This is a genomic window from Bradyrhizobium cedriense (genome assembly GCF_054602315.1).
On sequence record NZ_JBTSWB010000004.1, the window covers coordinates 569,965 to 594,037 of the forward strand.

23 protein-coding genes and 1 riboswitch are annotated in these 24,073 nt (G+C 64.6%); of the genes, 19 read left to right on the forward strand and 4 right to left on the reverse strand.

Translation table 11 applies throughout. The annotated features are described in order from the left end of the window. Positions 1 to 57: 57 nt before the first annotated feature. A complete protein-coding gene (locus ACYCVF_RS19290) occupies positions 58 to 1,116 on the reverse strand; it encodes a polysaccharide deacetylase family protein (RefSeq protein ID WP_459598938.1) in 1,059 nt (352 codons plus the stop codon). A gap of 165 nt (positions 1,117 to 1,281) precedes the next feature. Between ACYCVF_RS19290 and ACYCVF_RS19295 the strand changes: the two genes are divergently transcribed. The 10 genes from ACYCVF_RS19295 to phoB all read left to right on the forward strand — a co-directional run bounded on the left by ACYCVF_RS19295 (position 1,282) and on the right by phoB (position 11,286). Then, the gene (locus ACYCVF_RS19295; RefSeq protein WP_459598940.1) at positions 1,282 to 2,676 is read left to right on the forward strand and encodes an OmpA family protein; all 1,395 of its coding nucleotides are present in this window, start codon (positions 1,282 to 1,284) and stop codon (positions 2,674 to 2,676) included. Positions 2,677 to 2,678: 2 nt separating this feature from the next. Next, positions 2,679 to 2,981, forward strand: coding sequence for a hypothetical protein (locus ACYCVF_RS19300; protein WP_459598942.1), 303 nt, complete (start codon positions 2,679 to 2,681; stop codon positions 2,979 to 2,981). 453 nt (positions 2,982 to 3,434) lie between these two features. Then, the gene (locus ACYCVF_RS19305; RefSeq protein ID WP_459598944.1) at positions 3,435 to 4,490 is read left to right on the forward strand and encodes a lysylphosphatidylglycerol synthase domain-containing protein; all 1,056 of its coding nucleotides are present in this window, start codon (positions 3,435 to 3,437) and stop codon (positions 4,488 to 4,490) included. Between the two features lie 46 nt (positions 4,491 to 4,536). After that, on the forward strand, positions 4,537 to 5,835 hold the full coding sequence (locus ACYCVF_RS19310) for an ATP-binding protein (protein ID WP_459598946.1): 1,299 nt from the start codon (positions 4,537 to 4,539) through the stop codon (positions 5,833 to 5,835). Positions 5,836 to 5,979: 144 nt separating this feature from the next. Continuing rightward, positions 5,980 to 6,993 carry a phosphate ABC transporter substrate-binding protein PstS gene (gene pstS / locus ACYCVF_RS19315; RefSeq protein ID WP_459598948.1) on the forward strand — a complete coding sequence of 338 codons (1,014 nt, stop codon included), beginning with the start codon at positions 5,980 to 5,982 and terminating at the stop codon, positions 6,991 to 6,993. Positions 6,994 to 7,160: 167 nt separating this feature from the next. Continuing rightward, a complete protein-coding gene (pstC, locus tag ACYCVF_RS19320; RefSeq protein WP_459599684.1) occupies positions 7,161 to 8,150 on the forward strand; it encodes a phosphate ABC transporter permease subunit PstC in 990 nt (329 codons plus the stop codon). Between the two features lie 4 nt (positions 8,151 to 8,154). Then, entirely contained in the window at positions 8,155 to 9,000 is an 846-nt protein-coding gene (pstA, locus tag ACYCVF_RS19325) for a phosphate ABC transporter permease PstA (protein ID WP_459598950.1), read from the forward strand. Beyond that, positions 8,997 to 9,818 carry a phosphate ABC transporter ATP-binding protein PstB gene (gene pstB, locus ACYCVF_RS19330; RefSeq protein ID WP_459598952.1) on the forward strand — a complete coding sequence of 274 codons (822 nt, stop codon included), beginning with the start codon at positions 8,997 to 8,999 and terminating at the stop codon, positions 9,816 to 9,818. The genes pstA and pstB overlap by 4 nt, the downstream gene beginning before the upstream one ends. A gap of 11 nt (positions 9,819 to 9,829) precedes the next feature. Beyond that, a complete protein-coding gene (phoU, locus tag ACYCVF_RS19335; protein WP_459598954.1) occupies positions 9,830 to 10,546 on the forward strand; it encodes a phosphate signaling complex protein PhoU in 717 nt (238 codons plus the stop codon). A 32-nt stretch (positions 10,547 to 10,578) separates the two neighbouring features. Beyond that, entirely contained in the window at positions 10,579 to 11,286 is a 708-nt protein-coding gene (phoB, locus tag ACYCVF_RS19340) for a phosphate regulon transcriptional regulator PhoB (protein ID WP_008143479.1), read from the forward strand. A 220-nt stretch (positions 11,287 to 11,506) separates the two neighbouring features. Here the strand turns inward: phoB and ACYCVF_RS19345 are convergent, their stop codons facing one another. Next, positions 11,507 to 12,019, reverse strand: a complete 513-nt coding sequence (locus ACYCVF_RS19345; protein ID WP_459598956.1) for a GcrA family cell cycle regulator — start codon at positions 12,017 to 12,019, stop codon at positions 11,507 to 11,509. A 454-nt stretch (positions 12,020 to 12,473) separates the two neighbouring features. Between ACYCVF_RS19345 and ACYCVF_RS19350 the strand changes: the two genes are divergently transcribed. From ACYCVF_RS19350 to ACYCVF_RS19360, 3 genes are all read left to right on the forward strand, one after another. Beyond that, positions 12,474 to 13,682 (forward strand): acetylornithine transaminase, encoded by a 1,209-nt coding sequence (locus ACYCVF_RS19350; RefSeq protein ID WP_459598958.1) that lies wholly within the window; start codon positions 12,474 to 12,476, stop codon positions 13,680 to 13,682. Further along, complete coding sequence (argF, locus tag ACYCVF_RS19355; RefSeq protein WP_459598960.1) at positions 13,682 to 14,605, forward strand: ornithine carbamoyltransferase; 924 nt, start codon at positions 13,682 to 13,684, stop codon at positions 14,603 to 14,605. Before ACYCVF_RS19350 ends, argF begins: the two co-directional genes overlap by 1 nt. 240 nt (positions 14,606 to 14,845) lie before the next feature. Beyond that, positions 14,846 to 15,853 (forward strand): Hsp33 family molecular chaperone, encoded by a 1,008-nt coding sequence (locus ACYCVF_RS19360; RefSeq protein WP_459598962.1) that lies wholly within the window; start codon positions 14,846 to 14,848, stop codon positions 15,851 to 15,853. Between the two features lie 166 nt (positions 15,854 to 16,019). On the opposite strand, the gene apaG is transcribed toward ACYCVF_RS19360, so the two are convergent. Next, on the reverse strand, positions 16,020 to 16,412 hold the full coding sequence (gene apaG / locus ACYCVF_RS19365) for a Co2+/Mg2+ efflux protein ApaG (protein ID WP_024337101.1): 393 nt from the start codon (positions 16,410 to 16,412) through the stop codon (positions 16,020 to 16,022). A gap of 192 nt (positions 16,413 to 16,604) precedes the next feature. On the opposite strand from apaG, the gene ACYCVF_RS19370 reads away from it, so the two are divergent. Genes ACYCVF_RS19370 through ACYCVF_RS19380 form a run of 3 tightly spaced genes read left to right on the forward strand, consistent with a single transcriptional unit; the run spans position 16,605 to position 19,645 of the window. Continuing rightward, a complete protein-coding gene (locus tag ACYCVF_RS19370) occupies positions 16,605 to 17,861 on the forward strand; it encodes an OpgC domain-containing protein (RefSeq protein ID WP_459598964.1) in 1,257 nt (418 codons plus the stop codon). Beyond that, positions 17,861 to 18,640: an SGNH/GDSL hydrolase family protein gene (locus ACYCVF_RS19375; RefSeq protein ID WP_459598966.1), complete on the forward strand. Its 780-nt coding sequence runs from the start codon at positions 17,861 to 17,863 to the stop codon at positions 18,638 to 18,640. The genes ACYCVF_RS19370 and ACYCVF_RS19375 overlap by 1 nt, the downstream gene beginning before the upstream one ends. Before the next feature lie 12 nt (positions 18,641 to 18,652). Next, on the forward strand, positions 18,653 to 19,645 hold the full coding sequence (locus ACYCVF_RS19380; RefSeq protein WP_459598968.1) for an SGNH/GDSL hydrolase family protein: 993 nt from the start codon (positions 18,653 to 18,655) through the stop codon (positions 19,643 to 19,645). 65 nt (positions 19,646 to 19,710) lie between these two features. Here ACYCVF_RS19380 and ACYCVF_RS19385 read toward each other — a convergent pair whose 3' ends face one another. Further along, positions 19,711 to 20,898, reverse strand: coding sequence for an O-succinylhomoserine sulfhydrylase (locus ACYCVF_RS19385; protein WP_459598970.1), 1,188 nt, complete (start codon positions 20,896 to 20,898; stop codon positions 19,711 to 19,713). Positions 20,899 to 20,973: 75 nt separating this feature from the next. After that, positions 20,974 to 21,053: riboswitch (SAM riboswitch) on the reverse strand. 72 nt (positions 21,054 to 21,125) lie between these two features. On the opposite strand from ACYCVF_RS19385, the gene ACYCVF_RS19390 reads away from it, so the two are divergent. The 3 genes from ACYCVF_RS19390 to ACYCVF_RS19400 all read left to right on the forward strand — a co-directional run bounded on the left by ACYCVF_RS19390 (position 21,126) and on the right by ACYCVF_RS19400 (position 24,042). Next, a complete protein-coding gene (locus ACYCVF_RS19390; protein WP_459606593.1) occupies positions 21,126 to 22,271 on the forward strand; it encodes a 2'-deoxycytidine 5'-triphosphate deaminase in 1,146 nt (381 codons plus the stop codon). Between the two features lie 189 nt (positions 22,272 to 22,460). Beyond that, complete coding sequence (locus ACYCVF_RS19395; protein ID WP_459598974.1) at positions 22,461 to 22,874, forward strand: PAS domain-containing protein; 414 nt, start codon at positions 22,461 to 22,463, stop codon at positions 22,872 to 22,874. A 103-nt stretch (positions 22,875 to 22,977) separates the two neighbouring features. Next, positions 22,978 to 24,042, forward strand: a complete 1,065-nt coding sequence (locus tag ACYCVF_RS19400) for a hypothetical protein (protein WP_459598976.1) — start codon at positions 22,978 to 22,980, stop codon at positions 24,040 to 24,042. Positions 24,043 to 24,073: the final 31 nt, after the last annotated feature.

A 24,073-nucleotide genomic window follows, 5' to 3' on the forward strand; every position in this document is an offset into this window, starting at 1 on the left:
GTGGGAGTCAAGGAATGTGCCCGGCTCGCCGCGTGGCGCGGCAGCCGAGAGCGGGACCTACGCCGCCGCGATCCGGCGAAAGCCGTTCCACATCGCGGTTGCGGCGCCTGAGGTCAGCACCGGCAGGACGCGCGTGTCCTGATAGTTGCCGTTGAGCGAGACGCGGGGCAGCGCAGTCATGTGGCCGGCATTCTCCGCGAACAGCATGCCGGGCCGCGTCGTCACCGCGGTCTTGAAGCCGGCGGACGCGGCAAGGGCGAATTCACGCCCGCCCGCGGCCTCGCGATCGCCATAGGGATAGGCGAGATGCAGCACGGGTCGCTCCAGCACCCGCTCGATCCGCGCGCGGCTCACGGCCATCTCCTGCGCGGCGATGTCTCCGGGCTGCTTGGCGAGATTGCAATGGCTGACGCTATGCGCGCCGATCGTGACCAAAGGATCGGCGGCAAATGTCTTCACCTCGGCCCAGGACAGGCAGAGGCTCCGGCATAGCGCCTCCATGTCGACATCGTGCTTCGTGCACAGCGCCTCGATCTCGCGCTTGAGATCGTGCTCGCCCGGCAGTGCGCGCAGCCAGTCGTGCAGGCGGTCGAAAGCCGCCTGCTTCGCGGCCGGCGTGGTCGAATCGAGCCGCAGCTCGGAATTGCCGATTCTGACGTCGATCTGCTCGGCTTTGGCGATCACGGCCTCCAGCGCCGTCCACCACAATCGTCCGGTGCCGTCGGCGAAATCGCTCGCGACGTAGACGGCAAGAGGCGCGTCAAATTCGCGCAGCACCGGCAGCGCGTAGTCGAGATTGTCGCGATAGCCGTCGTCGAGGGTGAAGGCTGCGAAGCGGCGATCGAACCGGCCCTGCACCAGCCGCTCATGCAGCTCGTCCATGCTGACGATGTCGATGTCGCGCGAGCGCAAATGGCACAGCGTCGCACGCAGGAATTCGGGAGTAACTTCGAGATGCCGGTTCGGCTGAAACACGGCCTCGCGGGCCGGCCGCACATGATGCAGCATGAATATGGCGCCGACGCCCGACAAAAGCGGACGCAACAGGTGGTGCGCCCCGCTGAAATAGAGTGCTCCCAGCCCGGCGCGGATGACGTTGTTACGCAGTTGTTTCATGACCGGGCCGGGGGACTCTGGCATTCCGTCCTCAACTTACGGAGGAACCCTTGAAGAAAAAGTTATTCCGATTGTCCAGGCCGGGCGTTCGGAATGACGCCATTTCCGGTTTGACAGCCTGCCAAGGGTTTGTTTTGTCTCCGTTTCCAGAGTTCGGGTCGTCGAATGCAGAAGCTTTTCAGGTGGGCCAGCAAATGGTGGCCGGGGCTGATCCCCCTGGCCGTCATGTGGGGATTTGCGGCCTGGAATAATACCATACCGGTCGAGGCCGATTTGTCGGCCCGCAGCTCGGCTGCGCTGAAGAATACCGTTTTGGACAAGACCCGGATCGCGGTCGATGGCCGCGACGTCGGCCTGGCCGCGGACGCCTTCTCCGAGGAGGGGCGCCGCGACGCCGTGATGGCGGTCGAGACCGTGCCCGGCGTCCGCCTCGTCGACGACCGGACCCGCCTTGTTCCTGAGGCCAAGCCCTTCGTCTGGAATGCCGAGCGCGACGTGGTGCGCGTGACGCTGTCGGGCTCCGCGCCTCTGCCGTCGATGAAGGCCCGGCTGACCGAGGCCGCCCGCAAGGAAGTCGGCGGCGTCGAGGTGGCCGACCAGATGGGGCTGGCGCGCGGTGCGCCGCCGCGGTTCGAGGCCGCCGCGACGCTGTTGCTGGATCAGATCGGCAAGCTCAAGGATGGCAAGATCACGATAACGGACACCAAGGTCAATCTGTCGGGCATGGCGCGCGAGCTCGGCGGCCGCGAGGCGATCGCGGCCGCGCTGAAGAACCTGCCCGAGGGTTTCTCGATTGCCGCCAACGAGATCAAGGCTCCGCCCTATATCTTCCAGGCCTACAAGGATCCGGTGGCCGCGACGGTGACGCTGACCGGATATGTTCCTGACAACAACGTCCATGCCGCGATCGCCACCAGCGCCTCGCGAAAGTTCTTCACCGAAAAGGTCGTCGACAATCTCAAGGCCAGCATCGGCGCACCCGGCTCCTTCAACACGGCGGTCGTCGCAGCACTCGGCGCGCTCTCGCGGCTGTCGACCGGGACGCTCGTCGTCTCCGACCGCGAGGTGAAGCTGTCGGGCGATGCGCTCTACGAGGGCGCCGCCAGCGACATCCGCGCAGGCCTCGGCAAGGACTTCCCGAAGAACTGGCAGTACAAGCCGGAGATCACGGTGAAGCCGGCGGCGGGCCCGGTCGATGGCACCGTGTGCCAGCAATTGTTCTCGGAGCTTCTGACCAAGAGCAAGATCCGCTTCGCGAACAAGCGCGCGGACATCGACCCTGACTCGGCCGGCATCCTCGACCGTCTCATCGAGACGGCGCTGCGCTGCCCCACCACAAATATCGAGGTCGTCGGACATACCGACGCCGACGGCGAAGACGCCTTCAACCAGGCTCTCTCGGAAAAGCGCGCGCAGGCGGTGATCGACTATCTGGTCAAGGCCGGCCTGCCTGCCAGCCGCTTCACGGCGATTGGCCATGGCAGCACGCAACCCGTCGCCGGCAACGACACCGATGAAGGCAAGGCGCAGAACCGCCGCATCGAATTTCTGGTGAGGTGACGATGCCCTATCTCGTCTCGTTCCATCTGGGCTGGCTGATCGGCTCGCTGCTCTTGGGCTTCTGCATGGGCTGGATCTCGGTTGTCCAGCGCGGCAACGGCACCTCGAAGGTGACCGCGCGGTGGCTCGCCGCGCTCGCGGTGGGTCTCGTCGCGGCTTCGTTCACCCATGTGGTCCCCGGCCGTTTCGGCTATTGGCTTGACCTCGGCCTGATCATGTTCGCGTGCTACCTCGTCGGTTGCACCATCGGCGCCTGGCTGCGCGACCGGGTGGTCTCGCGCACCGCGCCGCCAGCCGCTCTGTGATGTTGCCGTGCACCGTCACTGAAGGACGCGGGGCGCGTCCGTCGCGGCCTTTCGGTGCGTCAGAACGCGTCAACTGGCCGCTTCGATCATCCTCTTTCAACAGGCAGGCCTGCCCCATAGATTGACCTTGGCTTAAGGCGTGACGGAACATTGTGCGGCCGAAATCATCAAAACTTCATGGCGCCTGCGCAGGATTGCCATGGAGATTCGCGTCAGCCCTGCCGCCGAAGGCGCCAAACCGTGCATCAGGAGCCCATCACCCTGCCTAAAATATTGAAGGCACGTGTTTTTGTTCGAATTGGCGAATTCCACTTCGCCCGAAAACGCGCTAGTGGAGGGGCAGGGGGCATGCGAGATGCCGGAGCCGGAGGCGGCGAAGGTTCGTTGAATGCCTGTGCGTCGTCCGCCTGTCCGCCGGCCTCCCTGGCCGCTGAAGCGTTGTTCGAGGTCTAGATGCTGGAAGCCATACGCAGGGCGACGTCGTTTCTGCGCCAGAAGCAAGTCCTGCATAAGCTTGGAGTTGTGATCAGCATCGCGGTCATCGGCATCGCTTGCTATGTGCTCTATCACATGCTGCGCGGCATCGATTTCAACGAGGTCCTCGAAGCGATCAAGAGCACCGAGCCGAGTCAGATTGCGATGGCGGCGCTGTTCGTCACTGCGGGCTACTTCACCCTGACCTTCTACGACCTCTTCGCCACGCGTGCGATCGGTCATTCCCACGTGCCGTATCGCATCAACGCGCTCGCGGCCTTCACCAGCTATTCGATCGGCCACAATGTCGGCGCCAGCGTCTTCACCGGCGGTGCCGTGCGCTACCGCATCTACTCGGCCTATGGGCTGAATGCGATCGACGTCGCAAAAATCTGCTTCCTCGCCGGCCTAACTTTCTGGCTGGGCAATGCTGCCGTGCTCGGCCTCGGAATCGCCTACCATCCTGAGGCCGCGGCCTCGATCGACCAGCTGCCGCCCTGGCTGAACCGGACGCTGGCCCTGATGATCATCGTGGCGCTGGTCGGCTACGTGGTCTGGGTCTGGACCCAGCCGCGGGTGGTCGGCCGCGGCCCCTGGACCGTGGTGCTGCCGGGCGGCCCGCTGACGCTGCTCCAGATCGCGATCGGAATCGTCGATCTCGGCTTCTGCGCGCTGGCGATGTACGTGCTGGTCCCGGACGAGCCCAATCTCGGTTTCGTCGTGGTCGCGGTGATCTTCGTCTCGGCGACCCTGCTCGGCTTCGCCAGCCATTCGCCGGGGGGGCTTGGCGTGTTTGACGCCGCCATGCTGGTGGGCCTCTGGCAGATGGACCGGGAGGAGCTTCTGGGCGGCATGCTGCTGTTCCGCGTCCTCTATTATCTGGCGCCCTTCGTCCTATCTGTAATCTTGCTGACGCTTCGCGAAGTTATCATCGGCGCGCGATCGAAGCGGTTGCATCAGGCGGCGCTCAAGCTGGACCCCGGCCCGGCGCGTGAAGCCGCCTATGTGAGAGAGCGCAGCGACAGCGGCGCCTGACCGGTGCCAGGTCCTTAGGACAAGTCCCCAGGAGAAGCCTGCCCCGATGGCGATCGACGCCCCATCTTCTCCCCCCGCCCAGCCCTGGTCCGACCGGCTGCGGCACTCGACCGTCATCCTGATCGCCGCGGCCCTGGCGCTGTCCGTCGTGGTCTCGCTCGGGGAGCTGGCGGCGCTGCACGCCGCAATCGTGTTCCTCTGTATCGCGGCGGCTGCCCTGATCCCGTGGCGCCTGCACGATCCCGCAGCCTCCCGCGACGATGTCAGGCGTATCAATCCGGTCGAGAGCGCGGCGGTGGCCGCGGTGGTCGCCGGCATGCCGGACCCGGCGGTACTGCTCGACCGGGCCGGTCGCGTCATCCATCTCAACGCCGCGGCCGCCCAGCTCGCGCCGGCGCTGCGCAGGAACGAACTCGCCCAGTTCGCGCTGCGCTCCCCGGAGATCATCACGGCGCTGCGCGAGGCGATCGCGACCACCGAGCCGCGGCGCGCGACCTATCTCGACCATGTTCCGGTCGATCGCTGGATGGAGCTCGTGATCGCGCCGGTGCCGGTGCCGACCAGCTTCGGCGGCGCCGACAAATGCATGCTGATGACCTTCCACGACCAGACGCCACTGCGCCGGGTCGAGGAGATGCGCGCCGACTTTGTCGCCAATGCAAGCCACGAGCTGCGCACGCCGCTGGCCGCGCTGTCGGGGTTCATCGACACGCTCCAGGGCCAAGCCAAGGACGATCCCAAGGCGCGCGAGCGCTTTCTGGGCATCATGCACAACCAGGCCACTCGCATGGCGCGCCTGATCGACGATCTGCTGTCGCTGTCGCGGGTCGAGCTGTCGGCCCATGTCCGGCCCGACACGCTGGTCGACCTGCTGCCGATCATCCGCCAGGTCGCCGACGGGCTCGAACCGCTGGCGCGCGAGCGTCAGGTCGAGGTCGAGATCCATCTGCCGGAGGGGCCGGTGATGATCGCGGGAGACCGCGAGGAGTTGCTTCGCCTGTTCGAGAACCTCATCGAGAACGCGCTCAAATACGGCGCCTCGGGCGGACGCGTCATCGTGTCGCTGACGTCGAGCGCGGCCCCTGATGGAGCTCAGGAAATCAGGGTCATGGTCCGCGATTTCGGCCCCGGCATCGCGCCCGAGCACCTGCCCCGGCTCACCGAGCGCTTCTACCGGGTGGACGTCGGCGACAGCCGCTCGCAAGGCGGGACCGGGCTCGGATTATCGCTGGTGAAACATATTCTTAACCGCCATCGCGGCCGGCTTCTGATCGAGAGCGTGCCCAGGCAGGGCGCCACTTTCACGGCCTGTTTTCCCCAGGTGAGGACTTCAGCGTCGGCATAAAAATCTAGTGATTTCAATTGCTTGATCGCGTCATCCAACTGTCACGAAACCTTCGTAAAAGCACAGCCGACCGCTCCTAAACGAGCGGCGCGGGGAGCGCGATCGGGCGCCAATGGCGCTTCGCTCCCCTCTATGGAGACCAGCATGAATTTCCTCAAAACCATCGTCGTTGCCGGCTTGGTCGCCGCATCGACGACGGCAGCCTTTGCTGCCGACATCACGGGCGCCGGTGCGACCTTCCCGTTCCCGATCTATTCGAAGTGGGCTGACGCCTACAAAAAGGAGACCGGCAACGGTCTGAACTACCAGTCGATCGGCTCCGGTGGCGGCATCAAGCAGATCCAGGCTAAGACCGTGACCTTCGGCGCCACCGACGCGCCCCTGAAAGCCGAGCAGCTCGAGAAGGACGGCCTCGCCCAGTGGCCGATGGTGATGGGCGCCATTGTTCCCGTCGTCAACCTCGAGGGCGTGAAGCCCGGCGAGCTGGTGTTCGATGGCGAGACCCTGGCCGCCATCTATCTCGGCAAGATCACCAAGTGGGACGATGCCGCGATCAAGAAGCTCAATCCGAACGTGAAGCTGCCGTCGGAAGCCATCACCGTTGTCCGCCGCTCGGACGGCTCGGGCACCACCTTCAACTTCACCAACTACCTCTCCAAGGCCAGCGCGGACTGGAAGAGCAAGGTCGGCGAGGGCACCGCGGTCGAGTGGCCGGTCGGCGTCGGCGCCAAGGGCAACGAAGGCGTGTCGGGCAACATCGGCCAGACCAAGAACTCGATCGGCTATGTCGAGTACGCCTATGCCAAGCAGAACAAGCTGACCTACACCGGCCTCGTCAACAAGGCGGGCAAGACGGTGCAGCCGACCGTCGAAGCCTTCCAGGCCGCCGCCTCCAACGCCGATTGGGCCAAGGCTCCCGGCTACTACGTCATCCTGACCGACCAGCCCGGCGACAAGTCCTGGCCGATCACCGCGGCGACCTTCATCCTCATGCATAAGTCTGCCACCGACAAGGCGGCCTCGCAGGAAGCCATCAAGTTCTTCCGCTGGGCCTTCAAGAGCGGCGGCAAGATGGCAGAGGAGCTCGATTACATCCCGATGCCCGACAGCGTCGTCCAGCAGATCGAGAAGACCTGGGCTGCCGAGATCAAGAGCTAAGGCGCTCTTCTGTTCCGGAAGGCGGTGCGGCGCGAAGGCCGCGCCGTCGCTCGGATCCCGCGAACGACCGTCCTCCGGACCAATCTCGCGATCCGCGAGCGTCCGGAGCACGAGACCAGCGACCTAGAAAACGTTATCATTCAGTACAGGGGATCGGCGTGGCAGAAATGGCTGTCGAGAGCAATGTGATTGATGCCGCCGGACCATATGACCGCGCCAAAGCGTTGAGCGCGTTCAAGCTGGGTGACGTCACCTTCTACTGGATAACGCGGCTCTCCGCGATCTCGGTGCTGCTCATCCTCGGCGGCATCATCATTTCGCTGATCGTCGGCGCCTTCCCGGCGATCAAGGAATACGGCCTTTCGTTCCTGTGGACGCAGCGCTGGGCGCCGTCGGCCGATCCGCCGGTGCTCGGCGCGCTCGGGCCGATGTACGGCACGCTCGTCACCTCCTTCATCGCGATGCTGATCGCCATTCCGGTCGGCTTGGGCATCGCGATCTTCCTCACCGAGCTCTGCCCGCAATGGCTGCGCCGCCCGATCGGCATGGCGATCGAGCTGCTCGCCGGCATTCCTTCGATCATCTACGGCATGTGGGGCTTCTTCGTGCTGGGCCCCTTCCTGGCCAACAGCTTCCAGCCCTTCATGATCAAGGTCTTCGACGGCGTTCCCGTGCTGGGGGCGATCTTCGCGGGTCCCCCGTCCTATCTCAGCCTTTTCAATGCCGCGCTGATCCTCGCCATCATGGTGCTGCCCTTCATCACCTCGATCTCGGTGGACGTGTTCAAGACGGTGCCGCCCGTGCTCAAGGAAGCCGCCTATGGCGTCGGCTGCACAACATGGGAAGTCGTCCGCAGCGTGGTGATCCCGTACACCCGTGTCGGCATCATCGGCGGCGTCATGCTGGCGCTGGGCCGCGCGCTCGGCGAGACCATGGCGGTGACCTTCATCATAGGCAACTCGTTCCGCATCTCCTCGTCGATCTTCGCGCCAGGCACCACGATCTCCGCGGCCATCGCCTCCGAATTCGCCGAGAGCGACGGCTTGCACCAGTCCGGCCTGATCCTGCTCGGTCTACTGTTGTTCGTGCTGACGTTCTTCGTGCTCGCAGCCGCGCGGCTGATGCTGATGCGCCTGGAAACCAAGGCCGGGAAGTGAAGCCATGAACCCGATTTATTCGCGCCGCCGCCGCTGGGACATCGTCATCCGCGGCCTCTGCATGGCAGCCGCCGCCTTCGGCGTCACCTGGCTCGCCCTGATCCTCGCCACGCTGCTTTACAACGGCCTCGCCGGTCTGAACCTGCAGATCTTCACCGAGAACACGCCGCCGCCCGGATCGAGCGAGGGCGGCCTGCTCAACGCCATCGTCGGCTCCCTCATCATGACCGTGATCGGCGTCGGCATCGGCGCGCCGCTCGGCCTGTTCGCCGGCACCTATCTCGCCGAATATGGCCGCAACGACAGGCTGACCTCGGTGATCCGCTTCATCAACGACATCCTGCTCTCGGCGCCGTCGATCATCATCGGCCTGTTCATCTACGGCGCGGTCGTGGTGCCGATGCGGAGCTTCTCGGCGATCGCAGGCGCGCTGGCGCTGGCCGTGATCGTGATCCCGGTCGTGGTGCGCACCACCGAGGACATGCTTCTGCTGGTGCCGAATCCGCTGCGCGAAGCCGCCAGCGCACTGGGCTTGCCGCGCTCGCTGGTGATCAAGCGGATCGCCTATCGCGCCGCGCGCTCCGGCCTCATCACCGGCGTGCTGCTCGCCACCGCCCGCGTCGCCGGCGAGACCGCGCCGCTGCTGTTCACCGCGCTGTCCAACCAGTTCTTCAGCCTCAGCCTGAACAAGACGATGGCCAACCTGCCGGTCACCATCAACAACTTCGTGCAGAGCCCCTACGCCTACTGGAAGCAGCTCGCCTGGAGCGGTGCGTTGCTGATCACCCTGACCGTGCTTGCCCTGAACATTGGCGCCCGCATCCTCGGGGCCGAGAGGACTGCAAAATGAGTGAAATGTCTGTTTCCGTAAGTGCGCCGGTCGTTCATCCGGGCTCGCAGCCGCTGCCCGAGGCGCCCGCCAAGGTCACTGCGCGCAACCTGAACTTCTATTATGGTGAACACCACGCGCTGAAGAACATCAACCTGGCGCTCGGCACCAATCGCGTTACGGCGTTCATCGGTCCGTCGGGCTGCGGCAAGTCGACCCTGCTGCGCATCTTCAACCGGATGTACGATCTGTATCCGGGGCAGCGCGCCACCGGTCAGCTCATGCTCGACCAGACCAACATCCTCGATCCCAAGCTCGATCTCAATCTGCTGCGTGCGCGGGTCGGCATGGTGTTCCAGAAGCCGACGCCGTTCCCGATGACGATCTATGAGAACATCGCCTTCGGAATCCGCCTCTACGAGAAGATCTCGAAGTCCGAGATGGATGACCGGGTCGAGAAGGCGCTGCGCGGCGGCGCGCTGTGGAACGAGGTCAAGGACAAGCTCAATGCCTCCGGCCTGTCGCTCTCCGGCGGCCAGCAGCAGCGCCTCTGCATCGCCCGCACCGTCGCCGTGCGGCCCGAGGTGATCCTGTTCGACGAGCCCTGCTCGGCGCTCGACCCGATCTCGACCGCCAAGGTCGAGGAGCTGATCCAGGAATTGTCCGAGAACTACACCATCGCGATCGTCACCCACAACATGCAGCAGGCGGCGCGCGTCTCCGACAAGACCGCCTTCATGTATCTCGGCGAGTTGATCGAGTTCGACGACACCAGCAAGATCTTCACGTCGCCGAGCGACCGGCGCACGCAGGATTACATCACCGGCCGGTTCGGTTGAGGAGACGGAATATGGGTTCTGAACATACCGCGAAAGCCTTCGACACCGATCTCCAGGAGCTCACCCGTCTGGTCGCCGAGATGGGCGGCATCGCCGAGCGCATGATCGTCGATTCCGTGGACGCGCTGATCCGCCGCGACGTCGCGCTCGGGCAGCGCGTCGTCACCATCGACGTCGAGCTCGACGGGCTGCAGAAGCGCATCGAGGAGCGCGCCGTGCTCACCATCGCCCGCCGCCAGCCGATGGCGGTCGATTTGCGCGAGATCGTCGGCGCCATGCGCGTCGCGACCGATCTCGAGCGGATCGGCGACCTCGCCAAGAACATGGGCAAGCGCGTCGCGGCGCTCGAGACGGACTTCCATCCGCTCAAACTGTTCCGCGGCCTGGAACATATGACTGACCTCGTGCAACAGCAGGTCAAGTCCGTGCTGGACGCCTATGCCGCGCACGATCTGCCGGCGGCGATGGCGGTGTGGAAGGGCGACGAGGAAGTCGACGCCATCTGCACCTCGTTGTTCCGCGAGCTCCTCACCTACATGATGGAGGATCCGCGCAACATCTCGTTCTGCATCCACCTGATGTTCTGTGCCAAGAACATCGAGCGGATCGGCGACCACGCCACCAACATCGCCGAGACCGTGTTCTACATGATCGAGGGGCAGACGATCACCGACAAGCGGCCGAAGGGCGACATGACGAACTTCGCCACGACGGTGCCGAATACCTAAACGGTGCCGAATACCTAAGGAGCGACGACAACATGGGCGCACGCATTATGGTGGTTGAGGACGAGGAAGCTCTCACCGAGCTTCTTCGCTACAACCTCGAAGGCGACGGCTATGACGTCGAGACGGTGATGCGCGGCGATGACGCCGACACCCGCCTCAAGGAGCACATTCCCGATCTGATCGTGCTCGACTGGATGCTGCCTGGCCTGTCGGGCATCGAACTGTGCCGACGGCTTCGGACCCGCCCCGAAACCAAGCAGCTCCCGATCATCATGCTGACCGCGCGTGGCGAGGAGAGTGAGCGGGTGCGGGGTCTTGCCACCGGCGCCGACGACTACATCGTCAAGCCGTTCTCGGTGCCGGAGCTGCTCGCGCGCGTGAAGGGCCTGCTCAGGCGCGCCAGCCCCGAGCGGCTCGCTACCGTGCTCGCCTATGGCGACATCGAGCTCGATCGCGACAAGCGCCGCGTGGCGCGCTCGGGCCGGCCAATCGATCTCGGCCCGACCGAATATCGTCTGCTGGAGTTCTTCCTGGAGCATCCCGGGCGCGTGTTCTCGCGCGAGCAGCTGCTCGACAGCGTCTGGGGTCGCGACATCTACATCGACGAGCGTACCGTCGACGTCCATATCGGCCGCCTGCGCAAGCTGCTCAATCTCGGCCGCGAGCAGGATCCGATCCGCACGGTCCGCGGCGCCGGCTATGCGCTGGACGACCGGTTTGCGAAGGCGGAGCAGACTTAGGGTTTGCTCAGGCAGACGTGATTGAGCGGGCTGCCACGGCATCCTCCGATGTCGTCCCTGCGAACGCAGGGACCCATAACCACAGGACGTGGTTTGGCGAAGACTCGGAGTGACGATCCCGCGATAATTGTACCCCGGGACTACGGGTCCCTGCGTTCGCAGGGACGACATCCAATGTGTTGAGACGTCTTTGCGCTACGACTGGCCGCGCGCGCCGGGCTCAGCGCGGACCCGGCTTCGCCGGCGCACGGCGGCGATCCGCCGCGGGCTGATAGGCCACGCGCGAATGCTGAGCGCAGTAGGGCAGGCCGGAGAGCGCCTTGCCGCCGCAGAAGAAGAAATCCGGGCTCGAGGGGTCGCCGACCGGCCAGTGGCAGGTCGCCTCGTTCAATTCCAGCAGCGACAGCCGCTGGCTCATCGGCACGACGTTGTCGTAGGTGACAGGCTCGGCCTCCACCTCGACCTCGAAGGCCTGCGCCAGTGCGGTGTTGCCGCGCGAAACGGGGCGGGTCACCCGCATCATGTGCTGCGCGGGCCGCGCCTTGCGCGGCCGGGGCGCTGCCGATGAAGGGCTTTTGGCGCGGCCGGACAGGCCGAGCCGGTGCACTTTGCCGATCACGGCGTTGCGGGTCACATTGCCGAGCTCTGCCGCGATCTGGCTGGCCGAAAGTCCGGCCTCCCAGAGCTTTTTCAGCTGCTCGACGCGATCATCGGACCAGGTCAAAACCGTCATTGCACCCTTTCCTTCGCTGCGCGGCTGCCATCCTGGGGCCTTCGCAGCGAATGCCTAAGCCTTGAAAACCCGTGCCCCCAGAATCCCTTAAGGCTCGCCGGGCGCGCTCAAAACGCCCGAACGTTACGCCGGTACATGAGGACTCTTGGGATCAGAACCGCTGCACGAGATGTCGTATCTGACAATTCAAACGCTACAATATGGCGTGACTCCCGCGCAAGAGTCCGCCGACTCGCTTCCACATGTTCCGTGGTGAAAACCCCGCAAAATCGGCACCGCAAGACTACGGAGTCAGCGTTTCGCGAGGCTTTCCGGACGGCATTGACACCCGTTTTGCCAAGCATAAGATAGTGCCACGTGCCGCCCTTAAAAGGCGGCACGTTTCGTTTTCCGGGCCGGTCAATGGTGCGTTGCGAGTGCACGCTTCACGCCGTCCGCAACATCAAGTGACGTCATGACTAACAGCGCCGCGCCGCATTTGCTCCCCGTTTTCGCCAGGGCCGACCTCGGTTTCGAACGCGGCGAAGGCTGCTGGCTGATCGCGACCAATGGGGATCGATATCTGGATTTCACCTCTGGCGTGGCGGTGAATGCGCTCGGCCATGTCCATCCCGCGCTGGTCAAGGCGTTGCAGGAGCAGGCGACGAAGCTCTGGCACATGTCGAACCTGTTCCAGAGCCCGGACGGCGAGAAGCTCGCAAGCCGCCTCTGCAACGAGAGCTTTGCCGACTTCGTATTCTTCTGCAATTCCGGTGCGGAGGCGCTGGAAGGCGTGATCAAGCTGGTGCGCCACCATCACTTCTCCAAGGGGCATCCGGAACGTTACCGCATGATCACCTTCGAGGGCGCCTTCCATGGCCGCACGCTGGCAACGCTCGCTGCCACCGGATCTGCAAAATACCTCGAGGGCTTCGGTCCGCCGATGGACGGCTTCGACCAGGTGCCCCATGGCGACCTGGAAGCTGTGAAGAAGGCGATCGGCCCGCACACCGCCGGCATCCTGATCGAGCCGATCCAGGGCGAGGGGGGCGTTCGCTCTGCGCCTCCCGCCTTCCTGAAGGCGCTGCGCGAGCTCTGCAATGAGCGCGGCCTGTTGCTCGCCTTCGATGAGGTGCAGACGGGCATGGGCCGCACCGGCGAACTCTTTGCGTACAAGCGCACCGGTGTCACACCTGACGTGATGTCGCTCGCCAAGGCGCTCGGCGGCGGCTTCCCGATCGGGGCGGTGCTGGCCACCTCGGAGGCCGCTTCCGGCATGGGGCCTGGGTCGCATGGCTCCACTTTCGGCGGCAATCCGCTCGCGATCTCGGCTGCGAACGCCGTGCTCGACGTCATGCTCAAGCCGGGCTTCTTCGATCACGTGCAAAAGATGTCGTTGCTGCTGAAGCAGAAGCTTGCCTCCGTGATCGACCGTCATCCCGACGTCGTCAGCGAGGTGCGCGGGGAGGGGCTCCTGATCGGCATCAAGGCCGTCGTGCCCTCGGGCGATCTCGTCGCGGCGTTGCGCGCCGAGAAATTGCTCACCGTCGGGGCCGGCGACAATGTCGTGCGCTTCCTGCCGCCTTTGATCGTCACCGAGGCCGAGATCGAGGACAGCGTCGCGCGGCTCGAACGTGCCTGTGCTGCGATCTCGTCCGGTCAGACCAAGCGGGCGGCAAGCTGATGAGCAAGTCGCCAAAGCATTTCCTCGATATCAACGAGCTGCCGCTGTCGGAGCTCAAACGCATGCTCGCCGCATCGTCCGCGATGAAGGCCAAGCAGAAGGCGCAGCAGCCGGTCAGGCCGCTCGAAGGCAAGACGCTGGCGATGATCTTCGAGCGGCCCTCGACCCGGACGCGGGTGTCGTTCGACGTCGGCATGCGCCAGCTCGGCGGCGAGGCGATCATGCTCACCGGCGCCGAGATGCAGCTCGGCCGCGGCGAGACCATCGCCGACACGGCGCGCGTGCTCTCGCGCTATGTCGACGCCATCATGATCCGCATCCTCAACCACGATGCATTGCTGGAGCTTGCGGCCAACGCCACCGTGCCCGTCATCAACGGCCTGACGCGTCGCTCGCATCCCTGCCAGGTGATGGCCGACCTCATGACCTACGAGGAGCATCGCGGCCCGATCGAGGGCAAGACGGTGGCCTGGACCGGCGACGACAACAACGTGCTGGCGTCGTGGGCGCATGCCGCCGAGCGCTTCAAGTTCCAGCTCAACGTCGCAACGCCTACGGAGCTCGCGCCGAAAAAGGCGATGCGCGACTGGATCAAGGCGACCAATGCGCCGATCGTGCTCGGCACCGATCCGGAAGCCGCCGTGCGCGGCGCCGATTGCGTCGTCACCGACACCTGGGTATCGATGGGCGACAAGGAGGGCGAGCACCGCCACAACGTGCTCAAGCCGTACCAGGTCAACGCCAAGCTGATGTCGCTCGCCAAGCCGGACGCGCTGTTCATGCACTGCCTGCCCGCCCATCGCGGCGAGGAGGTCACGGATGAAGTGATCGACGGCCCGCAATCGGTCGTGTTCGACGAGGCCGAAAACCGCCTGCATGCGCAAAAGGGCATTCTGGCCTGGTGCTTTGACGCGGTGAAGTGATCTCAGCGGTGGGGCTGCGTCGCTGGGCCATTCTCCGCTGTCGTCCCGGACAAGCGCCGCACAGCGGCGCGCCGATCCGGGACCATAACCACAGGAAGTCGTTTGGCGAGGACTCGGACTTGTCATCGCCGGCTACAACGTAATCCTGTGGTTAAGGGTCCCGGGTTCGCGCTTCGCGCGCCCCGGGACGACACTCTTGTGCCCCTTCCATTTCCGCCCTCCGACCCCAGATAGAGCGCCATGGTTTTCCAATCTCCTGACATGAAAGCCGGGCCCGAGGGCCCGGTTCGCGCGCCATCAGCGGTTCCGATCGACGACGCCGTGCTGCCCTACGAGGTCGATGCGCTCGACGTGCGCGGACGGCTTGTGCGGCTCGGTCCGGCGCTGGACGACATTCTCACCAAGCACGACTATCCGGCACCGGTCGGCAAACTGCTCGGCGAGGCGATTGTGCTGACGACGCTGCTCGGCTCGGCGCTGAAATTCGAAGGCCGCTTCATTCTCCAAGCCCAGACCGACGGTCCGGTGTCGTTCCTGGTGGTGGACTACAAGGCCCCGGATCATCTGCGCGCCTATGCCCGCTTTGATGCCTCACGCTTGGGCACGGCAAAGGATTCCGGCACGCTGCTCGGCCGCGGCCATCTTGCCATGACTATCGACCAGGGCCCCGACATGAGCCGCTACCAGGGTCTGGTTGCGCTCGACGGCGGCAGCCTGGAGGACGCCGCGCACGAGTATTTCCTCCGCTCCGAGCAGATCCCGACGCGCGTGCGCCTCGCGGTCGGCGAGGAGTGGCGCTCGAACGACGGCGGCAAGCATCGCTGGCGCGCCGGCGGCATGCTGATGCAGTTTCTGCCCAAGGCGCCGGAGCGCGCACGGCAGGCGGACTTGCATCCGGGCGATGCGCCCGAGGGCTCGGAGGTGCACAGCGTTGCCGAAGACGACGCCTGGGTCGAGGCGCGCTCGCTGATCGAGACCGTCGAAGACGTCGAGCTGATCGATCCCGAACTCTCCGGCGAGCGGCTGCTGTTCCGTCTCTTCCACGAGCGCGGCGTGCGCGTGTTCAATCCGCAGGTCCTCGAGGCGCGGTGCTCCTGCTCGCGCGATGCGGTCGCCTCCATGTTGAAGAGCTTCTCGCCGGACGACCGCGCCGCGATGGTGAAGGACGACAAGGTCGTCGTCACCTGCGAGTTCTGCTCCTCGGTGTACCAGTTCACGCCGCATGAGGCGGGCGTGGAAGACGCCTAGCGTCTCCACGCTCGGCGAAAAGTCGGGGAAGCTGTCGCCACAAACTCGCTAATCGTCCGCTTGACCGGGCAATCCAGAAACCCGAAGCGGCGGTGGTCAAACCGGTAGGCTGCGGCGCATGCCCCGCCTTCGCGGGGCGCAGCAGCTTGGACGTCGCCGCACCGAGCTAATTCAACACCCGCTTGTTGTCGGGGCTGTCCAGCGAGAACGTCGGCACGTCAATCTCGAAGCGCTCGCCGGTTTCGCTGACCATCTGGTAGCGGCCGGTCATAAAGCCCGATGCGGTCGAGAGCGGCACGCCGGAGGTGTATTCGAAGCGCTCGCCGGGGGCCAGGATCGGCTGCTCGCCGACCACGCCCTCGCCCTTTACCTCCTGCTGACGGCCAGAGGCATCGGTGATGATCCAGTGCCGCGTCTTGAGCTGCACGGTCTCCTCGCCCGAATTGGTGATGACGATGGTGTAGGACCAGAAATAGCGCGAGCGGTCGGCCGACGACTGCTCCGGAACAAAGTTCGGCTCGACGGTCACTTCAATTTGGCGGGTCACGGCGCGGTACATGATTGCCATAATAGCCAAATCCATCCCGGGAACCAAACGCCGCGGACGGCTTGGGCGACATCGTCCCGCCAGAATTCGAAGGGAAGGACCCGAGGGAGACACCCTTATGTGATCCGGCCGCTTTGCGAGACGACGGCCGGACCATTAAACTCCTTGAAGCGTCGCGATTTGCGGAAGGGTTTTTGGCCCCCGATGACCATTGCCGACCAAGTGACGGGATCAACGATCGGGGGGACCGCGGAGGCCAGGCCCGCCGGGACCAAGCCGCGCGCCGCCGCGCCGGCCATCACGCTGCCCGCCATCGGGGAGCGCGAGCTCCGGCTCGATCTGTTCCGCGGGCTCGCGCTGTGGCTGATCTTCATCGACCACCTGCCGTCGAGCCTGTTGACCTGGTTCACGATCCGTAATTACGGCTTCAGCGACGCTACGGAGATATTCATCTTCATCTCCGGCTACACCGCCGCCTTCGTCTACGGCCGAGCGATGCTGGAGAGCGGCGTCGTCATCGCCACCGCGCGCATCCTGCGCCGGGTCTGGCAGATCTACGTCGCCCACGTCTTCCTGTTCACGATCTTCCTTGCCGAAATCTCCTACGTGGCGACCAGATTCGAGAACCCGCTCTACACCGAAGAGATGGGTATCATGGACTTTCTCAAGCAGCCGGACGTCACCATCGTGCAGGCGCTGCTCTTGCGCTTCCGTCCCGTCAACATGGACGTGCTGCCGCTCTACATCGTGCTGATGCTGGCGCTGCCCTTGATCCTGTGGTCGATGAAATGGCGCCCCGACGTCACCCTCGGCCTTTCGGTCGTACTCTACGCGGTCACCTGGGAGTATGATCTTTATCTGTCGGCCTATCCGAACGGCTTCTGGGCCTTCAATCCCTTTGCCTGGCAATTGCTGTTCGTTTTCGGTGCATGGTGTGCGCTCGGAGGTGCGCGCCGCATGTCGCGTATTCTGTCGTCACGCGTCACGATGTGGATGGCGATCGCCTATCTCCTCGCGTCGTTCTACGTGACGCTGACCTGGTACGTGCCGCAGCTCTCCCAGTTCATGCCGAAGCTGATCGAGCAATGGATGTACCCGATCAACAAGACCGATCTCGACGTGCTGCGCTTCACGCATTTCCTGGCGCTGGCCGCGCTCACGGTGCGCTTCCTGCCGCGGGACTGGCCCGGTCTGAAGTCGCGCTGGCTGCGGCCGCTGATCCTGTGCGGCCAGCATTCCCTCGAGATCTTCTGTCTCGGCGTCTTCCTTGCTTTCGCCGGCCACTTCATCCTGGCTGAAGTCTCCGGCGGCGCAGCCATGCACGCCTTGATTAGTCTCTCCGGAGTCCTGATCATGTGGGGAGTGGCCTGGGTCATTTCGTGGTACAAGCGCGTGGCTGACAAGAGCGGTGCGAAAGCCAAAAACGCCGTCGGCAATGCCGATTTGGCGGGAGGGGGCTGATGAAGGCTAGGGTTCTCCTGAGCCTGATCCTGCTGTTTGGTGGCCTCGCCGCGCCTGTGGCGCGGGCGGGCGATGCTGCGTCCACGGCTTCCCCTGCGCCCCCTTCCTGCGAATTGCCGGCCTATCTGCTGACCACCGAAAGCCCGCTGCCCAGGGTCGCCGATACCATCAAGACCGGCAAGCCGCTCGACATCCTCGTCATCGGCAGTCGCTCGACCACGATTCCGTCTTCTGAGAGCAGCTCGTACCCGGCGCGCATGGAGGCGATCCTCAAGGAGAAGCTGTCGCCGTCGGAGGTGGTGCATGTCTCCGTAGAAATACAGAGTAAGAAAACGGCAGAGGAGACAGCCTCCACCTTCGTTAAGCTGATGGAAGCAAAAACGCCTACGTTGGTCATCTGGCAGACCGGGACCGTGGATGCTATCCGAGCCACCGATCCCGACGAGTTTCGCAGTGCGGTCACCGATGGGGTTGCTGCGGTGCAAAATGCGGGGGCCGACGTCATCTTGATGAATCTGCAGTACAGTCCACGCACCGAAACCATGATCTCGGCGCAACCTTTTCTCGATAACATGCGGGTGGTGGCGCAGGAGCACGATATCCCGCTATTCGATCGTTTCGCGATCATGCGGCAGTGGAATGATCAGGGTCAGTTCGACCTATTCAGCCCGTCCCGCGGGCCCGAGCTGGCGAAACAGGTCCATGATTGCCTTGGCCGGGCGTTGGCACAGTTCGTGATTGACGCAGCTCGTCTCGAGCCGGCCCAGCAGCAAAATTGAGGTCTAGCGTTAATGAGTTCTCTACGCCCTTTTTGCCTGACGACGTGGCTGGCCGCGCCTGCAGCCGCAGCGCTGTTGTTGCTGACGCCGGCCTCGCAGTCGCATGCCCAGACGCCAGCCGCACAGGTGACGCCCGCCCCCGCGCAGTCGGCTGATCCCGCCTCCGCTTCGCCCTCCCAGACCACAGTCGCTGCGACGTCGCCCGAGCAACGCGGCATCACGGCACGCGCCATCGACAAGGTGAAGCAGGCCGCCAAGTCTGCCGGCGACATCTTCAACCGTGTGCCCTGCCTGCCGCCGAAGGGCGGTTCGAAGGCGATGGGCTCGCTGCCGCATGTTGCTGGCAAGCTCGTCGCCGGCCAGCCCGTCGTCATCGTCGCGTTCGGCTCCTCGTCTACTCAAGGGTTCGGCGCGAGCTCGCCGGAGTTCAACTACCCAAATCGTCTCGCCGCGCAGCTGCGCCGGCACTATCCGACCTCCGACATCAGCGTCATCAATGCCGGCGTCGGCGGCGAGGACGCTCCCGAGATGATGAAGCGCCTCCAGACGCAGGTGATCGACATGCATCCGGACCTCGTGATCTGGCAGGTCGGCACCAACGCCGTGTTGCGAAATCTCGATCCCGGTGAAACCGCCAAGCTGGTCGAGGAAGGCATCAGCCGCATTCAGGCTGCCGGGGGCGCCGACATCGTGCTGGTGGATCCGCAATATTCGCCGGCCGTCAATCAGCGCGCCGAGAGCGCCGGCAAAATGGTGAAGCTGCTCGGCAGTGTCGCCGAGCTCCGTCACGTCGGAATCTTCCCGCGCTTCGAGGTGATGCGCGACTGGCACGAGAAGCAGGCCATTCCGGTCGAAGGCTTCGTGATCGCCGACGGCCTGCACATGAACGATTGGGGCTATGCCTGCTTCGCCCAGCTATTGGGTGACGACATCATCCGTTCCGTCGGCCAGATCAAGCTCGGGGTGAACGTGCCCGCGGACGTTCGGACGTACCGGCCGATGTGATTGGAAGCGAATGGGGAATGGCGAATAGCGAATAGGGATTGCTACTCGCTACTCGCCATTCGCCCTTACACCTTCTCCAGCGCTGCCGTCAGATCTTCGATCAGGTCGTCAGGGTGCTCGAGCCCGGTGGAGAAGCGAATGAACCCTTCGCTGATGCCGAGCGCGGCGCGGTCCTCCGGCTTGAGGCGCTGATGCGTCGTGGTGGCAGGATGCGTGACGAGGCTCTTGGCGTCGCCGAGATTGTTCGAGATCTTCGCCAGCTTCAATTCGTTGAGCGCGCGGAACGCGGCCGCCTTGCCGCCCTTGACCTCGAAGCCGACCAGCGTCGAGCCGCCGCGCATCTGCTTCTTCACCAGAGCTGCCTGCGGATGGTCGGCACGGCCGGGATAGACCAGCCGCGAGATCTTCGGATGGCTCGCCAGCACCTCGGCAATGCGCGCTGCAGTATCGGTCTGCGCGCGCACGCGCACGCCGAGCGTCTCCAGGCCCTTGAGCAGGACCCAGGCGTTGAACGGCGAGATCGACGGCCCGGTCTGGCGCATGAAATTGTGGATGTGCTCGGCGATGAAGGCTTCCGACGACAGGATGATGCCGCCCAGGCACCGGCCCTGGCCGTCGATATGCTTGGTCGCGGAATACACGACGACGTCGGCCCCTAACGCGAGCGGGCTCTGCCAGATCGGGGTTGCGAACACGTTGTCGACGATGAGCCGGGCGCCGCCCTTGTGCGCGATCTCGGCGATGCCGGGGATGTCCAGCACGTCCAACGTCGGGTTGGTCGGGCTCTCCAGGAAGAACGTCTTGGTGTTCGGCCGCAACGCCCGCTGCCACTGGTCGAGATCGAGCCCGTCGACCAGCGTGGTCTCGATGCCGTAGCGCGGCAACAGATCCTGGATGACGTAGAGGCACGAGCCGAACAGCGCCCGCGACGCCACCACGTGATCGCCGGCCTTCAGCGGCGCCAGGATCGCGGTCGTCACCGCAGCCATGCCGGTCGCCGCCGAACGGGCGGCTTCGGCACCTTCGAGCTCGATCATGCGGCGCTCGAACATCGCGATGGTCGGGTTGGAGTAGCGCGAATAGATGAAGCCGGGGTCCTCGCCCTTGAACCGCGCCTCGCACTCCTCGGCGCTGTTGTAGACATAGCCCTGGGTCAGGAACAGCGCCTCCGAGGTCTCGCCATATTGCGAGCGCAGCGTCCCGGAATGGACCAGGCGGGTTTCGGGGCGATAGTTGGCGGTCGACTTCGACATAGGTACCTCCGACATGACCGTCGACGCGAAAAACGGTCACAAAAAAACCGGCCTGGAAATCTCCACGGGCCGGGATCACAGAGGTCCCCGGCCTGTTTAGCGACTTATTTAACGTGGCTGCAAGCCGGCCGGCTCAAATCACCACGGGATAAGTGATGCTCATATTCCGCTATGCCCTTTCCGTCAAGGCGTCCATCGGATAGCCGTAAAAGGCTAGTATTTCCCGTATGTCGGTATGCGTTTGCCCCCTTGATGAGGACCGCCGTTTGACGTTCACGGTCGCTGCCGACGCCAATGGTATCCTGCCTGACCGCATGATCGCGGCGATGGCGGAGGCGGGGCTTATTCTGCCCGCATACGACTTCGTCGAAAGCCAGATCCAGCCGGCAAGCCTCGATCTGCGCCTCGGCGATATCGCCTATCGCGTCCGTGCGAGCTTCCTGCCCGGCCCCGGTGCCACCGTGGCCGAGCGCATCGACGAGTTGAAGCTGCACGAGTTCAGCCTTGCCGACGGCGCGGTGCTGGAGACCAACTGCGTCTACATCGTGCCGCTGCTGGAAAGCCTGGCGCTGCCGCCGGAGATCGTCGCGGCCGCGAACCCCAAGAGCTCCACCGGCCGGCTCGACGTCTTCACCCGCGTGATTGCCGACGGCACCCGCCGGTTCGACATGATCGGCGCCGGCTATCACGGTCCGCTCTATGCCGAGATCAGCCCGAAGACCTTTCCGGTGCTGGTGCGCGAGGGCTCGCGCCTGTCGCAGGTGCGCTTCCGCACTGGTGACGCCATCCTCAATGCCGACGAACTTGACGGCTTGCATGCAGCCGAGCGCCTCGTCGACATCGACGATGCTGATCTCTCGGGCGGCGTCGCTGTATCGGTGGATCTGTCGGGCGAGAAGGCGAGCGGCTTCGTCGGCTATCGCGCCAAGCGCCACACTGGCGTCGTCGACGTCGATCGCCGTTCCGGCTATGCGGTCGAAGACTTCTGGGAGCCGATGTCGGCCCGCCCCGACGGCAGCCTGATCCTCGACCCCGGCGAATTCTACATCCTCGCCTCGAAAGAAGCGGTGCAGGTGCCGCCCGATTACGCCGCGGAGATGGTGCCGTTCGATCCGCTGGTCGGCGAGTTCCGCGTGCATTACGCCGGCTTCTTCGATCCCGGCTTCGGCTATGCCGGCGCCGGCGGGCAGGGCGCGCGCGCCGTGCTGGAGGTGCGCTCGCGAGAGGTTCCGTTCATCCTCGAGCACGGCCAGATCGTCGGTCGCCTCGTCTATGAGAAGATGCTGGCCCGGCCCGACGCGATGTACGGGCAGCGCATCGGTTCCAACTATCAGGCGCAGGGCCTCAAACTATCGAAGCATTTTCGGGTGTAGCTCCACGCTCTACTGTCATGCCCCCGGCTTGACCGGGCATCCAGTACGCCGCAGCCTCTCGATTTGTTCACTGACGCCTCGGAACACTGGATCGCCCGCCCCGGCGCGCAAGTGCGCACAACGCGGGTGATGACTCCGAATGTGCGTCAGGACGCGACGCAAAACCAGGGCTACATGCGAGGTGACGAGATGAGCAATCCATCCGATCTCGACGCAAACATCATCGAAGACGTCGCGGACGCGCTGATCTATTCCGATCGCTCCGGCACGATCATCCGCTGGAATCGCGCATCGACCACGCTGTTCGGTTTCCCGGCGGACGAAGCGCTCGGACAGAACCTCGACCTGATCATCCCCGAACATCTGCGCGCGGCGCACTGGAAGGGTTTCGAGGCCGCTCTCGCCAGCGGCGTAATGAAGTTGGCGGGACGACCGACTCTGACTCGCGCGCTGCACCAGAGCGGGCGCAAGCTCTACATCGAGATGACCTTCGCGCTCGTGCGCGACGCCGAAGGTCGCGTGCAGGGATCAGTTGCGATGGCGCGCGACGTCACCGAACGCGTCGAACGCGAGCGCGCCGCCAAGGCTGCGCAAAGTTCGTGATGCGGAATTGACGGGCTGCCGTGCAGGGCGTCCTGCACGCGCATCATGTTGTCTGCGACCCGATGCAGTGACACACTCGATCAAACAACGATCGGGAGCGAACATGACCGCCGCATCGGACCCCGCGCAGCAAGCGCAATGGACGCGCTGGCGCGCGGTCGCCGATCTCTATCACGCCTACTTCACCGGCCTGATCCTCACCGTGGTCACGCGGCGAGGCACGGCCGATGCCGCTGAATTCGTCTTCCGTGTATTCCGCCGCCAGCAGCAGGAGCGCTTCCTGCCGGGGCTCGAAAAGCTCGGACTCGGTCATCTTCCGCCAGCGGTGGCCGCTGCGCAATACCACTATCTCTCCAACTGGATCGGCGGCGTGCATGTCGAATACATGTATGAGAGCGATACCAAGGCCTGGATCCGTTATCCGCCGCCGCGCTGGATCTGGAAGGGCACCGCAATCTGCGGCGTGCCGGGCGAGGTCAGCCGCGCGATGCTGCGCGGCTGGCACGCCAACAACGGCGTCGCGCTCGGCGATTTGCGTCTGGGCTTCGTCTGCACCAAGCAGAGCGTCGATGGCCAGGATGGGCTCGAAGGCTACTATCATCAATACGACCATCCGCTCGAACTCGACCAGCGCCTGGTGTTCGCGCGCCATATCGAGGCCCCGTTGTTCGATGCCGGGACCGCACCGGCGCTGCCGGTCGCGAGTTGGCCGAAGCCGCGTCTGGAAAAAGCCTATCGCAACTATGCCATGGAATATGTCCGCACCGCTGCGCCCGTGATGGTGCAGCTGTTCGGTCCGGAGGATGCCGGCCATCTCCTGCATCTCACCGGCAAGCTGATCGGGATGCAGTATTTCGACGAGGTGGCGGCGGCGCTCGCGATGAGCCGCGGAGGTACGCGCGAGTTCGCATCGTTCCTGAACGCGCTGCTCGCCGCACAGGATGACGCGGCCGAGATGATGCAATCGGAAGGGACGTTCGAAATACGTCAGCAGAGCTGGAGATTGATGGACGACGTCGTCGACTATCACCCCGCCTGCGCCAGGGTGCTGGAGGGATTGTTCGAAGGGCTGGCTGCGGGATGCGGGCGGCACATCGGCGTACACATGCGTCCGGCCAAGGGCGGCCGCCCGCCGCTGGTGTGGACGGTCGAGTCATTCATTCGTTGAATTGCGCTGCCGCAGGGCACGCCTGCATCAG

Coding starts and splice junctions, on each gene's coding strand:
- ACYCVF_RS19290 (WP_459598938.1), bottom strand. CDS start 1,116: ATGAAACAACTGCGTAACAACGTCATCCGCGCCGGGCTGGGAGCACTC.
- ACYCVF_RS19295 (WP_459598940.1), top strand. CDS start 1,282: ATGCAGAAGCTTTTCAGGTGGGCCAGCAAATGGTGGCCGGGGCTGATC.
- ACYCVF_RS19300 (WP_459598942.1), top strand. CDS start 2,679: ATGCCCTATCTCGTCTCGTTCCATCTGGGCTGGCTGATCGGCTCGCTG.
- ACYCVF_RS19305 (WP_459598944.1), top strand. CDS start 3,435: ATGCTGGAAGCCATACGCAGGGCGACGTCGTTTCTGCGCCAGAAGCAA.
- ACYCVF_RS19310 (WP_459598946.1), top strand. CDS start 4,537: ATGGCGATCGACGCCCCATCTTCTCCCCCCGCCCAGCCCTGGTCCGAC.
- pstS (WP_459598948.1), top strand. CDS start 5,980: ATGAATTTCCTCAAAACCATCGTCGTTGCCGGCTTGGTCGCCGCATCG.
- pstC (WP_459599684.1), top strand. CDS start 7,161: ATGGCTGTCGAGAGCAATGTGATTGATGCCGCCGGACCATATGACCGC.
- pstA (WP_459598950.1), top strand. CDS start 8,155: ATGAACCCGATTTATTCGCGCCGCCGCCGCTGGGACATCGTCATCCGC.
- pstB (WP_459598952.1), top strand. CDS start 8,997: ATGAGTGAAATGTCTGTTTCCGTAAGTGCGCCGGTCGTTCATCCGGGC.
- phoU (WP_459598954.1), top strand. CDS start 9,830: ATGGGTTCTGAACATACCGCGAAAGCCTTCGACACCGATCTCCAGGAG.
- phoB (WP_008143479.1), top strand. CDS start 10,579: ATGGGCGCACGCATTATGGTGGTTGAGGACGAGGAAGCTCTCACCGAG.
- ACYCVF_RS19345 (WP_459598956.1), bottom strand. CDS start 12,019: ATGACGGTTTTGACCTGGTCCGATGATCGCGTCGAGCAGCTGAAAAAG.
- ACYCVF_RS19350 (WP_459598958.1), top strand. CDS start 12,474: ATGACTAACAGCGCCGCGCCGCATTTGCTCCCCGTTTTCGCCAGGGCC.
- argF (WP_459598960.1), top strand. CDS start 13,682: ATGAGCAAGTCGCCAAAGCATTTCCTCGATATCAACGAGCTGCCGCTG.
- ACYCVF_RS19360 (WP_459598962.1), top strand. CDS start 14,846: ATGGTTTTCCAATCTCCTGACATGAAAGCCGGGCCCGAGGGCCCGGTT.
- apaG (WP_024337101.1), bottom strand. CDS start 16,412: ATGTACCGCGCCGTGACCCGCCAAATTGAAGTGACCGTCGAGCCGAAC.
- ACYCVF_RS19370 (WP_459598964.1), top strand. CDS start 16,605: ATGACCATTGCCGACCAAGTGACGGGATCAACGATCGGGGGGACCGCG.
- ACYCVF_RS19375 (WP_459598966.1), top strand. CDS start 17,861: ATGAAGGCTAGGGTTCTCCTGAGCCTGATCCTGCTGTTTGGTGGCCTC.
- ACYCVF_RS19380 (WP_459598968.1), top strand. CDS start 18,653: ATGAGTTCTCTACGCCCTTTTTGCCTGACGACGTGGCTGGCCGCGCCT.
- ACYCVF_RS19385 (WP_459598970.1), bottom strand. CDS start 20,898: ATGTCGAAGTCGACCGCCAACTATCGCCCCGAAACCCGCCTGGTCCAT.
- ACYCVF_RS19390 (WP_459606593.1), top strand. CDS start 21,126: ATGTCGGTATGCGTTTGCCCCCTTGATGAGGACCGCCGTTTGACGTTC.
- ACYCVF_RS19395 (WP_459598974.1), top strand. CDS start 22,461: ATGAGCAATCCATCCGATCTCGACGCAAACATCATCGAAGACGTCGCG.
- ACYCVF_RS19400 (WP_459598976.1), top strand. CDS start 22,978: ATGACCGCCGCATCGGACCCCGCGCAGCAAGCGCAATGGACGCGCTGG.